This is a genomic window from Bacillus spongiae (assembly GCF_037120725.1).
In the GTDB taxonomy this organism is placed as follows: Bacteria; Bacillota; Bacilli; order Bacillales; family Bacillaceae_K; genus Bacillus_CI; species Bacillus_CI spongiae.
Genome location: NZ_JBBAXC010000016.1, coordinates 34,319 through 48,349, shown reverse-complemented (window position 1 = coordinate 48,349; position 14,031 = coordinate 34,319). Strand labels below are relative to the sequence as shown.

Sequence of the window (14,031 nt, the reverse complement as noted above, 5' to 3'; positions counted from 1 at the left end):
TATAAAAAAGCAGGATTTCCCTGCTCATCGTTAATCCGGTATTTCTGTATGTTGTTTTGATGTTATTGGTTGACTTTGTTTTTCGTATTTTTTCTTTGCTGCTTTTACAGGATTATACTCCTTACCAAATTCAGTATCTAGACTCCGTTCGGCGGATCGTGTTTTTTGTTCTGGATTATTTTGCTTTGAACGTGATTTTACCAAATTTAACCTCTCCTTAATTTAATGATCATGGTCTAATAAAATCATTTCATTTTGTAATTGTTGCACTTGAAGGCGCATACGATGCAATTGCTCACGTTGCTGATGACTGGCGCTATCGGTCATTTTTAACAATTCATTAGCTGCATTTTCTAACCCTTGAAGAGCATTGGAGTAATCTTCATCGTGGTAATGCGCTTGTTTTGTTCCAGCTGTATATTGCTGCTGTGCAATTTGAATGGCATTCTCACATTGCTGTAAACAAGCCTCAACTGATTCTCTCGTAGCCATATTCACCCTCCCTTTCATCATTAATAATTGTGAAGGTAATCACTGGGATGTTTCGAACTTAGTTTTTCCGAGTTATTTTCCTTCATAAGTGGTAAAAGTCGCCTATTCCTCCATCTTAATTGGCCCCATTTCTCTATTCATGATAAAATTTCTTGTATGTATAAATGAATGACAATGATTATAGGAGGTGTCTGAAATGTCTCAGACAAACCCATTTCTATATGCATCAGACAACAAACGGTATCATACTTGGAATTATCATCTTCGCAACGAATTTGGACATAAAGTTTTTAAAATTGCATTAGATGGTGGATTTGATTGCCCGAATCGTGATGGTACGGTCGCACACGGTGGCTGTACGTTTTGTTCTGCTGCCGGGTCTGGTGATTTTGCTGGAAACCGTATTGATTCTCTCGAAGTTCAATTTAATGAAATTAAAAATAAAATGCACAAAAAGTGGAACAATGGAAAATATTTGGCGTATTTTCAAGCCTATACGAATACTCATGCCCCTGTCGATGTCCTCCGACAAAAATTCGAGACCGTGTTAAAACAAGAGGGCGTCGTTGGATTATCCATTGCCACCCGTCCCGATTGTTTACCAGATGATGTTGTAGAGTATTTAGCTGAGTTAAATGAACGAACTTATTTATGGGTCGAATTAGGACTTCAAACTGTACATGAACGAACTGCACTATTAATTAATCGTGCGCATGATTATAGTACTTATGTTGACGGTGTTCGTAAACTCAGAAAACATAACATTCGAATTTGTTCTCATATTATTAACGGACTTCCATTAGAAAGTCACGACATGATGATGGAAACAGCTAACACGGTTGCAAACCTTGATGTCCAAGGAATTAAAATTCACTTGCTTCACCTTCTAAAAGGAACACCAATGGTAAAGCAATACGAAAAAGGGATGCTAGATTTTCTATCATTTGAAGATTACATTCATTTAGTTTGTGACCAATTAGAAATTCTTCCACCTGAAATGATTGTCCACCGTATTACTGGAGATGGTCCAATCGATTTAATGATTGGTCCAATGTGGAGTGTCAATAAATGGCAAGTTCTGAACGCGATAGATGCGGAACTTAAGAAACGAAATAGCTGGCAAGGAAAATATTATGTTTCAGCAGAGGAGATAGTAAAATGAAACTTGACCGTATACTACCTTTTGGGCATCAACTATTAGAAAGGGCCGCTGGAAAAGGGGATATAGTCATCGATGCAACGATGGGGAATGGACATGATAGTGTTATGCTTGCAAAACTAGTGGGTGAGACTGGACATGTTTATAGCTTTGACATTCAAGAACAAGCATTACGCAATACTACCATTCGTTTAGAAAATGAAAACCTTGAAAAGCAAGTAACCCTTCACCCAATCGGACACGAGCATATTAAGTCATCTCTCCCAGCAGAAATACATGGAAAAGTAAGAGCAGCTATTTTTAACTTAGGCTATCTCCCAGGTGGAGACAAAAGTATCGTGACCAAAGGCAATACGACGATTAAAGCATTAGAAGACTTACTAGAGCTGTTAGCCCCTGAAGGAATAATTGTTCTGGTCATTTATCACGGTCATGACGAAGGAAAAATTGAGCGTGATGAAGTAATTACTTTTGTTAGTCAGCTAGATCAACAAAAAGCACATGTTCTTCAATATCAATTTATTAACGGACAGAACCACCCACCATTTATTATTGCGATTGAAAAAAAATAACTTACTCTTCTTCTACTGACATTATTGACATTGTTATATGAGCACAATCATCTAAAATAAAGAAGCAGGTTTCTTTTATACAGAAATGTGCTTCTTTATTTGTTCCTAATCTATTTCACTAATAATTGCAAAAAAGGTTTTTAACCCATTCTATGCTTTCTAAATAGTTGACAATTTGTAAAGAGGTGTTTATTATTAGTTTAAACTTTTAAACTAATAAACGTTATAAAAATATTTTAATAAAGGAGGATTTGAGTGTCAGAGGAAGCCTTAATTGTATTTCGTCAATGTAGGTCTTTATTACAAATCTTTAGTGACCCTGCAAGACAAGATATTATTTTATTACTCGCTCAACATGAACGATTATCCGTAAATGAGATAACCAGTCACTTGAGCTTGTCCAGACCAGCAATTTCTCATCATTTAAAAATGTTAAGAGACAATCGCTTAGTGAACATAGAGCAAAAAGGAACACAAAGATTCTATACCCTATCGCTAACTGAATCGATTCATCAATTGAAAAATTTACTAAATATTGTAGAAAAAGAGTGTACTTAATAATATTTCATTAAATGCTGAATTAAAAATATATTGAAAGTTGAAAGGGGAAAATTATGAAACAAACAGCGTTAATTACAGGAGCTTCTTCAGGTATAGGAAAAGAATTTTCTTATCAATTAGCAGAAAAAGGGATGGATGTAGTATTAGTAGCAAGAACAAAAACTGCACTTGATAAATTAGCTGAAGATATTACGAAAAAATACAAAGTGAAAGCAACGGTAATAACAGCTGATTTAAGCGTAGAGTATGCTGCAAAAGATATCAGTGAAACAATTAAAGAAAAAGGACTAGTTATTGATTATTTAGTAAACAATGCTGGTTTTGCAACATCAGGTGAATTTTTGAATAATGAAAAAGAAATCGATCATAAGCAAGTAACAGTGAATGTCCAGTCAATTGTTGATCTTACTCATGAATTTCTTCCATCAATGGTTAAAAGAGGGGCAGGAACAATTATCAATGTTGCTTCTCTAGTTGCTTTTCAACCTGTTCCATATATGGCGGTATATTCTGCTACGAAAGCATTTGTATTATCCTTTACTGAATCTTTAGCAGAAGAGTATCGATCGAAAGGAATTACCTTCTTTGCCATTTGTCCGGGAGCGACCAATACAAATTTCTTTGAAGCAGCTGGAGATAAGACTCCAAGTGTGACTAGAACACCAAAACAAGTTGTTCAAACTGCTTTACGAGGAATTGAAAATGGAAAGAGCTTTGCAGTTGATGGTAAGAAAAACTATTTTTTAGCACAATCTTCTAGATTGTTGTCTAGAAAAAGGGTTGTCAAACTATCTGCAAAAGTATCTTTAAAAAACTTGAAATAGAACATGTATACTTTCAATTCGTACTGAAATGAGAGACAAGACTAACGAAGAATTAAAAAATCACTTTATCGGTACCTCTGTTTATCTTGTAATGTCTTTATACAAGTTGGGTGACAGTGAAGTCCAACAATCCCGGACGTCTTCCCCCGACTATTTAAAGAATAGCATCCAGATAAAATTTCAACATGGGTGACCATAGGAGCAATTACGACATAACATAGGTAGAATAGTAGAAGAAGCCACTTTGAACTTGTTTGTTCAAAATGGCTTCTTTTTGTTTTTGTAATATCCAATCAAGCTTTATTCGAATCTTAATCTAGTAGCTCTTTCGCTAGCAACTCAAAGGATTTCAATTTATCTTCAAAATCATAGGTAATCGTTACGGCCATGATTTCATCTGTTTCATACAAAGAAGCTAAAGCGAGCAGCTGTTCCTTAACTTTTTTTGGACTGCCAATAACCATTCTTTTGCGATTTTCTTGTATACGAGCTAGTTCATAAGAAGAGTAAGAATAGGAGAGTGCTTTTTCGGGTGAAGGTGCCCCATTCGATTTTACTCCTTGTTCTGACATCAAAATGGCATAATCAACACTCGATACGATTCGTTCTGCTTCTTCATCTGTCTCTGCACAAATAACAAAGACCGCGACGATTCCCTTTGGCTCTTGGAAATACTTACTTGGACGAAACTGCTGTCGATAATGCTGCATATAGTGTGAGCCACCATTCCCGTTAATAAACTGAGCAAAGGTATATGGTAACCCTTTATTTGCAGCAAGCATTGCACTTGATGCACTTGAACCTAATAACCACATTTCGGGGACAGTAGGAATAAGTGGCGTTGCCTTCAATCCATAATAAGGATGATTTTCAGGAAGAGAATCATGTAAATAATACTGTAGCTCTTCAATTTGATCAGGAAATTCGTTAATATCACGATGCTTTCCACGGTTTAAAGCTAAAGTCGCTCGGGGCATCCCTCCTGGGGCTCTGCCAAGACCAAGGTCAATTCGTCCTGGATGTAACCCTTCTAGCACTTTAAAATTTTCAGCTACTTTAAACGGACTGTAATGTGGCAACATTACCCCTCCGGAACCTACTTTAATTTTTTCCGTATTTGCAGCTAAGTGAGCAATAAGTATTTCTGGTGAGGATCCTGCTAGCGTTGGCGTATTATGGTGTTCTGACACCCAAAAACGATGGAATCCTAGCTTTTCGACATGTTGAATGAGCTTTGTCGTTTGCTGAAGTGCTTCACTTGGAGAAATGCCTTCTGCAATCGGTGATTGATCTAATACACTCAGCTTTAAGGTCATTCGAGAACAACTCCTTTTATTTTGGATGACCATTATTATATCCAATGCTTGATGAGAAAAAAAATAATATGCTTTTAAAAAAACAAAAAAACGATCGCTCGAAAGCGATCGCTTACTCTGAATTATTTCTTGAATAATAATACTTTACCAACTTTACCATCAGCACTTTGTCCTGTTACACGGATGTTCAATCCGTAATTCGGAACATTACGTCCTGCATCTGGAAGGCCAGCATTTAAATAGTTCTTGCTATCATCAAATAATGGATTACGCTTAGTATAGTTGTCTGTAAGCGTGATGCCAAGAAGATCAGAATAGTCTAAGAACATTTTTTCTGACTTATCTAGGCTAAATGCTGCATCATGAACTTGGTAGCGAGTAGAAGCTACACTGTCATCACTCCAATATAAAGTCTTTTGGTCAGCATCTACTACTCCTAAGAATCCTTCACCAGGATGAGCGCCAGTCCAGTTGTTATCATAGCTATCATCAACATACCAAACAATTAATCCGTCATCAAAAGTCATTAAGCTATCGCCACGACGAATATGCTTAAGTCCTTCGTCAACGCCGTTATGTGTTCTCCACTCTAATAAATAGTAGTGGTCAGAGAAGAACTTACCATCTGTTTTTACGAAACCGTCTAGGTCAACTACTGCTTCCCCTTCAGCTCCATCAAATAATACCTCAGCACCATCAACAACTACTTGTACATCATCTACATATAGACCAGCCTCAGCTGCTGCAGGGTCAGTCCAATAGTTGATTTTCACTTGAACTTCTTTTCCAGCATATGCACTTAGATCAAAGCTAGCATCAACCCAACCATCTGAAGAACCGGTAATACCGTGTCCTGGATTTTGTCCATGAGGATCATCTGTTGTTGTAATATTACCCTGAATTGCTACCCAATCATCATTTCCGTCTTTTACTTGTACTGAACCAAAATCCCAACCTTGCTCGATTTGGTACCATGCTTTAAAGTTTAACGCACCACTTGTAGCGTTCGTTAAATCAACCGTTGTAACTAAGCTATTATCTAAGTCATGTCCACTTTGACTGTGGTATTCATAAGAACCAGTCGCCGGTGTGTTAATTACTTGTTCTTTTTGAGGAAGGTTCACTCTTAAAGCATCAAGATTTGTTCCTTTTGACACACCCTCGTCAAGAACCGCTTCAAGTCCTTTACCGTCTAGGTCTTCAATATTAATTTCTCCACCATGTAACCAGTTACCGCCCATTGACGCTTGTAATTCTTCCTTCGCCCATGCACTGAAGCCTGTTGGCTCTGTTCCTGGGATTATTCCTGCCCAGCTACCACTAGACATTAGTGACCAATAAGAAACAGGTTCACCTTGTCCTGTATACTGAGTGTCATATTCATCCGGTAATCCTAAATCATGAGCGTATTCGTGAGAGAAGACTCCCGCTGCTCCGTCTGCTGGCTGAACTGTGTAATCATACGCAGCCATCAAACCATCCCAATATGAAACATCTGTTTCTGTACCTTCAATTCCATACACTCCGCCTAAATTCCAGCGATGAGACCAAATCGCATCTTCACCTAATTGACCGCCACCTGCTTCTTGTCCAACAGAAGAGTGAACAATCATTAAATGGTCAACTAAACCGTCTGGCTCACGTAAATCTCCATCTCCATCAAGATCGTATCGATCTTCTTTATCAAAATCGGCTAAATCAATAGTTGGATCAGCTGCAGCTGCATCAAGCGCTTCTCTTACAAGTGAACGTGCATCCGTGTCATTGCTGTCACCATTTGCTGCACCGTAATAAGCAGCAGGATGTTCCGCTTCGTACCAACCAGCTACTGCGCCATCAACCGTATAAGCACCACCAGATTGCTGCTCATAGTATTGTTTCATGGATATTAAGTTCTCACCATTTGGACCTTCATATCCATTCTCACCAAATACTAAATCTTCGTAATGCTCTTTCGCATAATCCGCATAATACATATCTGTATCTTCAGGATTCATGTCATTTGCTTTAAAATCAGGGAACTCCACTAAAAGAACAAGAACTTCATCGGTACGTACTTCACCTTCGTAATTCTCTTCTACAAGATTGCCTGGTGCATTCTTTTTCGCTTTCCCTAATTTATTTCCATTTCCATTAGTAAAAGCATTTGTTTGAAGCTTTTCTTTTTCTTTGTTTAACTTATGCTCTTGCTCGCTTAATTCACCATCATTTTTCAGCTGTTTTTCAGCTTTTTTTGAAACTTCCTTCAAATAATCTTTTACAGCCTTTTCAGCTTCTTCACCCGTTGCATCTGTTGCCAATTTTCCACTTTTCTTAAGCATTTCTATTAAACGCTCTTCATTCGCAACACCTAAATCTATTGGACCTCCGACAGAATGATGAGATTGGTCATGAGATTCGGCTGTTTTTGCCTTAGCCGCTTCAATCTTTGTTGAAGTCAAATTCATTGCATTGGTAGATGCGGGAGCAACAAATGCCCCTAGTGACAAAGCCGCAGCCATTGCTACGCTTACAAATTTTCTACGCTTCATTCAGGTTCCCCCTTAAAATATACTAATAAACTACTAGATTAGTATAATATACATTATTAGAAGAGTCATTATTTTCAGTTATTTTTGATTATTTATTCCTATAACCTTTTAAAAAATTCCGACATTTATGAATCTTATGTACTATATATTTTACATATTTTTGTAAATATTCGTTACAAAATAAGGAAACGTATGACCTTTTAAATGACAATTTCTCATCCAACTTCAACCTAAGTACTGTCAATATGTAAATCTTTTTCCTATTAATCCGCATAAAAATACTTTTTTCTTAAATTATCATTCATTTTCATCGTACTGGTGACCCTCCTTTCTTTCATCATTCAACAAAAAAACATCACACAAAAAAAGCGACCAAAAAGTCGCTTTACTTATTTGCAATTGCTATTTTAGTATTAGGAATGTCTTTGAAATTTACGATATAAACGTCCATTGAAATAAAAGAATTGTGAGATGAATCCACTTTTTCGAATCATTTTCTTTGCTAGACGTTTTACCTCTTTCTGTTCTGCTACTTTTTCATCCGAAAGGTACACACCTAATAACCCTCTATTTATTAAGCGATGAAATTGACGGTGTGGAAGATGCTTCGTTTGTTCATCCGCCTGCTCAATAAAATATTGCAGTCGCTCAAATAATTCCTGATTATTTTGATAGTAGAAGCAAAAGTTCAGATCTCCTTCCTTTATATCTTCTTCTTGATCAATAAAATAATCGAGTAATATATGTAACCCTTGTATATAAGGAAAATATCCGTTGCGTACGATAGACCCGAATTTTGGCTCAAAGTGATGGGATAAGGCATAGGATATTAGACAAAAAATTCCTAAAGTTGACCCACTACAAGCTGAAAATTCATGCCAATCCATTTCTGGCAACGCTTGCTTATGCTGCTGAAACCATGATTGTAGCCTATCTTCCCTTTCCTCTACACGAACATGCTTATGTACCTGTAAGTCACAATAATATTGGCATAATTCAATTAAAAATGGCCGAATATGGTGATAAGGCTCCATTCCCTGTAGAACATTTTGGCAAGTTAAAACTAAATCTCTCAAATAATAATTATCACTTACATCCCCTCTAAATCGATAATAGTCTTTTGTTTCTTCATCAATTGATAAACAGTCAATCATTGATTCATGAAGGGCGGCAAAATCATTGGGGTCTAAGGAATTGCTTCTGTCACATAAATTATCAAGGTAGTCACTTATGGTTTGATAGGCAACAATAAATTTTACTGCTTCTTCTAGCCTGTCTCCTGCTAATAATGCTAATATTGATCCACCTTCACAGTGAAATGTTTTCGATTCGATACTTTGTAACGCTTGTGTCCTTAATTCAGGATCCGGAATTGACATCGCTCTTTTTTTCCAATAACGCAACTCCTTATGGACAAGCGGGAAAACCTTTCGATACACAGACGCCATTAAAGAGATTGGCCGAACGGGAATTGACATATATCCACCTCATCGTTATTAGTATATTGACCATTAACTCAAGATACCTAGCACATATCGCCACTATAAAATCTAATGGAACATTTTGTACGTAACACTTATAACCTTCAACATAATAAACCAACCTAAAAATAAGGCTGAAAGTTTATCACTATTTTGAGGAAAAACACTTTCTTAAACAATCGTACCAATTATTTAATTGCTATGGAAATTTCATGAAACAACTTTTTTCTCTATCTTATGGCATTCCCGCTAGTCTAGCAACTTTCATTCCCTTTATCATGATTCGTCCACTTCTTATAATACAGATTAACGACCAAGCAAAATACACAAGTCAAGCACTCTATGCCTTTTGAACATCTTAGAAAATAACGAAGAAATGTGACAAACCCCACTTTCACCAAGATGGAAGTGGGGTTTGTCTATGAACTAAAACGACCGCTAAATCTGTTTACTTTTTGGATAATTGTATTTTTGCAACTTTACCGTCATGACTTTGTCCCATTACACGAATTTTTAAGCCGAAATTCGGGATATTACGTCCTGCATCTGGCAGGCCTTCATTTAAGTAATTCCTCTTATCATCAAATAATGGTTTGCGAATTGTAAAGTAATCTTTTAATCTCAAATCACCAAAATCTAAGTTCAACCTATCTTGTCTTTTATTGTTAAACGCTGCATCATAAATTTGGAAAATCGTTGGAGCTACAGTTCCATCACTATATTTGAGCGTTCGTTGATCAGCATCTACTACCCCTAAGAATCCTTCACCAGGGTGTAAGCCAACCCAGTTGTCGTCATAGCTATCATCAACATACCAAACTACTAACCCTTCATTAAAGGCAAATTGTTTACCACTACGACGAATATGGCTAAGCCCTTCATCAACACCGTTATGTGTTCTCCACTCTAATAAATAATATTGGTCAGTGAATTTAATACCGTTCGATTTTTCAAATCCATTCAGTTGAACAACTGCTTCACCTTCAGCTCCATCAAACAATACTTCGTCTCCATCGACGACCACTTGTAGATCATCTACGTATAAGCCAGCCTCTGCTACAGCAGGATCCGTTTCATAATTAATGGCCACTTGAACTTCTTTCCCAGCATATGCACTTAAATCAAAGCTAGCATCAATCCATCCATTAGAAGAACCAGTAATACCATATCCTGGGTTTTGTCCGTTAGGATTTTCCGTTGTTGTAATATTCCCCGGGATTGATACCCAATCTGCATCTCCATCCTTCACTTTTACTGATCCATAATCCCAATCTTTTTCAATCTGATACCATGCTTTAAAATTTAATGCACCACTAGTAGCATTAGTTAAATCAACGGTTGTAATTATATCATTATTTAAGTAATCACCGCTTTGGCTATGGTATTCATATGAACCAGTTGCCGGTGTGTTAATGACCGTTTCCTTTTGAGGAAGATTCACTTTTAGTGCATCAAGATTGGTTCCTTTTGACGCTCCCTCGTCAAGAATAGCCTCTACTCCTTTACGATCTATTTCGTCAATATCTATCTCTTCATATTTAAGCCAGTTCCCACCTTGTGCTGCTTGTAAATATTCTCTCGCATATGGACTGAAGCCAGGAGGCTCTGTACCTGGAATCTCACCTGCCCAGCTACCGCTTGACATAACAGACCAGAAGGAAACAGGTTCTCCTTCGCCTGTATAATCTGTGTCATATTCATCAGGCAATCCTAAATCATGAGCATATTCATGAATAAAGACTCCCGCAGCCCCGTCAGCTGGTACCATCGTATAATCTAAGGCAGCCATCGAACCACCCCAGTATGGAATATCTGTTTGTGTACCATCAATTGGGTAAACATCATATAATTGTGAACGATGTGACCAAATTGCGTCTGTTCCTAATTGACCACCACCTGCTTCTTGTCCTACAGAAGAGTGAAGAACCATTAAATGATCGATCAACCCATCTGGCTCACGGTAGTTTCCATCACCATCAAGGTCATATCGGTCCTCTTGGTCAAATTCAGATAAATCAACATTTGGGTCCGCTGCAGCAGCATCCAAACCTTCCTTAATTAGGGAACGAGCATCAACATCATTGCTAGTTGCCGTTTCTGCTCCATAATATGCTGCCGGATTTTCCGCTTCATACCAGCCAGCTATTTCACCACTTACAGTATAAGAGCCACCAGATTGTTGCTCATAGTATTGTTTCATGGATATTAAGTTCTCACCATTTGGCCCTTCATATCCGTTTTCACCAAAGGCCATATCTTCGTAATGTTCCTTTACATAATCTTCGTAATACATATCCGTATCTTCAGGATTTATGTCATTTGCTTTAAAGTCAGGAAATTCCATTAATAGAATAAGTAGTTTGTCTTCACGTACATCACCATCATAAGACTCTTCTACTAGGTTTTCTGGATGTCGCTTTTTCCATTTACTAAGCTTGTCTTTTAACCAATCCTTGAAGGGCTTTTTATGTAGCTCCTCTTTAATTTTCTTACTAAGCTTATCATCTTTCTCATCTAATTCAGCGTCAAGCTTCATTTGTTTCTCAGCTTTATCTGAAGCTTTCTTCAAATAATCCTTTACAGCTTCTTCTGCTTCTACAACCGTTGCATCCTTGGATATTTTTCCACTTTCCTTAAGCATTTCAATTAACCGATCTTCATTCGCAATTCCTAAATCTATTGGACTTCCAACAGAATAGTAGGATTCAACTGTTGTTGCCTTCGCTGTTTCAACTTTTGTAGAGGTCATATTCATAGCATTCGTAGATGCAGGAGCGACAAATGCTCCCAAGGACAAAACAGCAGCCGTAGCTACACTTACAAATTGTCTACGCTTCATTTAATTTCCCCCTTAATATAAACTAATAAACTACTAAATTAGTATAGTAAAAATTGTTAGAAAAGTCATTATTTTCAGTTATTTTTGATTAGATTTTCCTAATTTTGCTAAATTTTTCTACATTTCATATGACTTTTTTACTATTTTTTACAATAAAACCATTATTTTTCTTGTACATCTATCATTCTTATACATACCTTTCGCAGGCTTTATATTGCTATTATTCTTTGACTATCACTTTTTATTTAATGAAAAATGTAAGAAGCTGATTTTTATCATAATATTTCTTCAAACCCGTCTGTCTCTTGAAACGCTTACTTTATATGTATGGCTTTCAAATGAAAAATCTTCAAATTCCCTTTAAGGTTCTAGACAATTTTTGTTACACTATTTTTATTACTATACAAAGGAGACATACAATGATCTATCCTTACCATGATTCATATCCTACTATCTCCTCCTCTTCCTTTATTGCTGATTATGTGACCATATCAGGGGATGTAACCATTGGAGAAGAATCTAGCATTTGGTTTAATACCGTTATTCGCGGGGATGTCGCCCCAACAATTATTGGGCAAAAAGTAAATGTACAAGATAATTGCGTCCTTCATCAAAGTCCCAATAACCCTCTTATTTTAGAAGATGAAGTTACAGTAGGACATTCTGTCATTCTTCACAGTTGTAAAATTAGAAAGAAAGCACTCATCGGCATGGGTTCAATTATATTAGATAATGCTGAAATAGGTGAAGGAGCATTCATTGGGGCAGGAAGCCTGGTTCCACAAGGTAAAGTAATCCCACCAAACACACTAGCATTTGGAAGACCTGCTAAAGTCATTCGTGAACTGACAAATGATGATATTGAAGACATGAAAAGAATTTCACGTGAATACGCAGAAAAAGCTCAATACTATAAAAAGCTACAAAAATAAAAAAGAGCGAAAAAAAATAAACTGCCCCCCAATTGTTAGACACATACTCTAATAATTGGAGGTGCAGTTCAAAATCGCTTTTTTTATTAATTTAACGCTTGGTCCTTTAATGTACTTGCTTTATCTGTACGCTCCCAAGGTAAATCAAGGTCATTTCGGCCAAAGTGACCATATGCTGCCGTTTGTTTATATATAGGACGACGTAAATCAAGCATTTTAATAATGCCTGCTGGTCGTAAATCAAAATTATGACGGACAACTTCAATTAATTTATCTTCATTCACTTTACCTGTGCCAAATGTATCGATTGAAATAGAAACTGGCTGTGCAACACCAATCGCATAAGCAAGCTGCACTTCGCATTTATCTGCTAAACCAGCTGCCACTATATTTTTGGCAACGTAACGGGCAGCATAAGCAGCTGAACGGTCTACTTTTGTGGCATCCTTACCTGAAAATGCACCGCCGCCGTGACGTGCATACCCACCATAAGTATCTACAATAATTTTTCTTCCAGTTAATCCTGCATCTCCTTGAGGACCACCGATAACGAAACGTCCAGTTGGGTTAATAAAATACTTTGTTTCATCATCAATTAGCTCTTTTGGAACAATCGGATTAATAACATACTCTTTTAGATTACGTTGAATTTGCTCCAAACTTACTTCTGGGTGATGTTGAGTAGAAATAACAATCGTATCAATACGAACAGGTTGATTGTTCTCATCATACTCTACCGTTACTTGTGTTTTTCCATCTGGACGTAGGTATGGTAAAATCTCTTCCTTACGAACCTCTGTTAATCGACGGGCTAATTTATGAGCTAAAGAAACTGGTAAAGGCATAAGTTCATTTGTTTCATTACATGCAAAACCAAACATTAAACCTTGGTCACCTGCACCAATTGCCTCAATTTCTTCATCTGTCATTTGTCCTTCACGTGCTTCTAATGCTTTGTCGACACCCATCGCAATATCAGCAGACTGCTCATCAATTGATGTTAAAACAGCACATGTTTCTGCATCGAATCCATATTTAGCACGTGTATAACCAATCCCTTTCACGGTTTCACGAACAATTTTAGGAATATCAACGTAAGTATTTGTTGTAATTTCACCTGATACTAGTACAAGTCCAGTCGTGACAGATGTCTCACACGCCACACGTGCATTTGGGTCCTTTGCTAAAATGGCGTCTAGAATAGAATCCGAAATTTGATCACAAATTTTATCTGGATGTCCTTCTGTTACAGATTCTGAAGTAAATAAATGGCGTTTCTCAGTCAATCTATATTCCTCCCTTAAAGTTAATTACAGTACTTAAA

General features: G+C 37.0%; 12 protein-coding genes. 5 read left to right on the top strand and 7 right to left on the bottom strand.

The annotated features are described in order from the left end of the window. Positions 1-30: 30 nt before the first annotated feature. Entirely contained in the window at positions 31-204 is a 174-nt protein-coding gene (locus WAK64_RS17280; protein WP_336588247.1) for a glycogen biosynthesis protein GlgD, read from the bottom strand. Positions 205-222: 18 nt separating this feature from the next. After that, positions 223-492 carry a YtzC family protein gene (locus WAK64_RS17275; protein WP_336588246.1) on the bottom strand — a complete coding sequence of 90 codons (270 nt, stop codon included), beginning with the start codon at positions 490-492 and terminating at the stop codon, positions 223-225. A gap of 196 nt (positions 493-688) precedes the next feature. Here WAK64_RS17275 and mnmL point away from each other — a divergent pair, with 196 nt between their 5' ends. The 4 genes from mnmL (at position 689) to WAK64_RS17255 (ending at position 3,608) form a co-directional block, all read left to right on the top strand. After that, complete coding sequence (gene mnmL, locus WAK64_RS17270) at positions 689-1,654, top strand: tRNA modification radical SAM protein MnmL/YtqA (RefSeq protein ID WP_336588245.1); 966 nt, start codon at positions 689-691, stop codon at positions 1,652-1,654. After that, the gene (gene mnmM / locus WAK64_RS17265; RefSeq protein ID WP_336588244.1) at positions 1,651-2,223 is read left to right on the top strand and encodes a tRNA 5-(aminomethyl)-2-thiouridylate-methyltransferase MnmM; all 573 of its coding nucleotides are present in this window, start codon (positions 1,651-1,653) and stop codon (positions 2,221-2,223) included. Before mnmL ends, mnmM begins: the two co-directional genes overlap by 4 nt. Positions 2,224-2,478: 255 nt before the next feature. Beyond that, positions 2,479-2,781 (top strand): ArsR/SmtB family transcription factor, encoded by a 303-nt coding sequence (locus WAK64_RS17260; RefSeq protein WP_336588243.1) that lies wholly within the window; start codon positions 2,479-2,481, stop codon positions 2,779-2,781. Between the two features lie 56 nt (positions 2,782-2,837). After that, positions 2,838-3,608 carry an SDR family NAD(P)-dependent oxidoreductase gene (locus tag WAK64_RS17255; protein ID WP_336588242.1) on the top strand — a complete coding sequence of 257 codons (771 nt, stop codon included), beginning with the start codon at positions 2,838-2,840 and terminating at the stop codon, positions 3,606-3,608. A gap of 311 nt (positions 3,609-3,919) precedes the next feature. Here WAK64_RS17255 and WAK64_RS17250 read toward each other — a convergent pair whose 3' ends face one another. The 4 genes from WAK64_RS17250 to WAK64_RS17235 all read right to left on the bottom strand — a co-directional run bounded on the left by WAK64_RS17250 (position 3,920) and on the right by WAK64_RS17235 (position 11,775). Then, positions 3,920-4,924, bottom strand: a complete 1,005-nt coding sequence (locus tag WAK64_RS17250) for an LLM class flavin-dependent oxidoreductase (protein WP_336588241.1) — start codon at positions 4,922-4,924, stop codon at positions 3,920-3,922. Positions 4,925-5,046: 122 nt separating this feature from the next. Next, entirely contained in the window at positions 5,047-7,455 is a 2,409-nt protein-coding gene (locus WAK64_RS17245) for an immune inhibitor A domain-containing protein (RefSeq protein WP_336588240.1), read from the bottom strand. A 413-nt stretch (positions 7,456-7,868) separates the two neighbouring features. Then, complete coding sequence (locus tag WAK64_RS17240; protein ID WP_336588239.1) at positions 7,869-8,933, bottom strand: tetraprenyl-beta-curcumene synthase family protein; 1,065 nt, start codon at positions 8,931-8,933, stop codon at positions 7,869-7,871. 451 nt (positions 8,934-9,384) lie between these two features. Continuing rightward, positions 9,385-11,775, bottom strand: coding sequence for an immune inhibitor A domain-containing protein (locus WAK64_RS17235; RefSeq protein WP_336588238.1), 2,391 nt, complete (start codon positions 11,773-11,775; stop codon positions 9,385-9,387). A gap of 419 nt (positions 11,776-12,194) precedes the next feature. On the opposite strand from WAK64_RS17235, the gene WAK64_RS17230 reads away from it, so the two are divergent. Continuing rightward, complete coding sequence (locus tag WAK64_RS17230; protein WP_336588237.1) at positions 12,195-12,707, top strand: gamma carbonic anhydrase; 513 nt, start codon at positions 12,195-12,197, stop codon at positions 12,705-12,707. Between the two features lie 86 nt (positions 12,708-12,793). Here the strand turns inward: WAK64_RS17230 and metK are convergent, their stop codons facing one another. Further along, on the bottom strand, positions 12,794-13,993 hold the full coding sequence (gene metK / locus WAK64_RS17225; protein ID WP_336588236.1) for a methionine adenosyltransferase: 1,200 nt from the start codon (positions 13,991-13,993) through the stop codon (positions 12,794-12,796). Positions 13,994-14,031 lie beyond the last annotated feature (38 nt).

Bases quoted from the DNA above. Each gene is read 5' to 3' on its own strand.
- WAK64_RS17275 (WP_336588246.1), bottom strand. From the start codon at position 492: ATGGCTACGAGAGAATCAGTTGAGGCTTGTTTACAGCAATGTGAGAAT.
- mnmM (WP_336588244.1), top strand. From the start codon at position 1,651: ATGAAACTTGACCGTATACTACCTTTTGGGCATCAACTATTAGAAAGG.
- WAK64_RS17250 (WP_336588241.1), bottom strand. From the start codon at position 4,924: ATGACCTTAAAGCTGAGTGTATTAGATCAATCACCGATTGCAGAAGGC.
- WAK64_RS17255 (WP_336588242.1), top strand. From the start codon at position 2,838: ATGAAACAAACAGCGTTAATTACAGGAGCTTCTTCAGGTATAGGAAAA.
- WAK64_RS17235 (WP_336588238.1), bottom strand. From the start codon at position 11,775: ATGAAGCGTAGACAATTTGTAAGTGTAGCTACGGCTGCTGTTTTGTCC.
- WAK64_RS17240 (WP_336588239.1), bottom strand. From the start codon at position 8,933: ATGTCAATTCCCGTTCGGCCAATCTCTTTAATGGCGTCTGTGTATCGA.
- WAK64_RS17245 (WP_336588240.1), bottom strand. From the start codon at position 7,455: ATGAAGCGTAGAAAATTTGTAAGCGTAGCAATGGCTGCGGCTTTGTCA.
- mnmL (WP_336588245.1), top strand. From the start codon at position 689: ATGTCTCAGACAAACCCATTTCTATATGCATCAGACAACAAACGGTAT.
- WAK64_RS17230 (WP_336588237.1), top strand. From the start codon at position 12,195: ATGATCTATCCTTACCATGATTCATATCCTACTATCTCCTCCTCTTCC.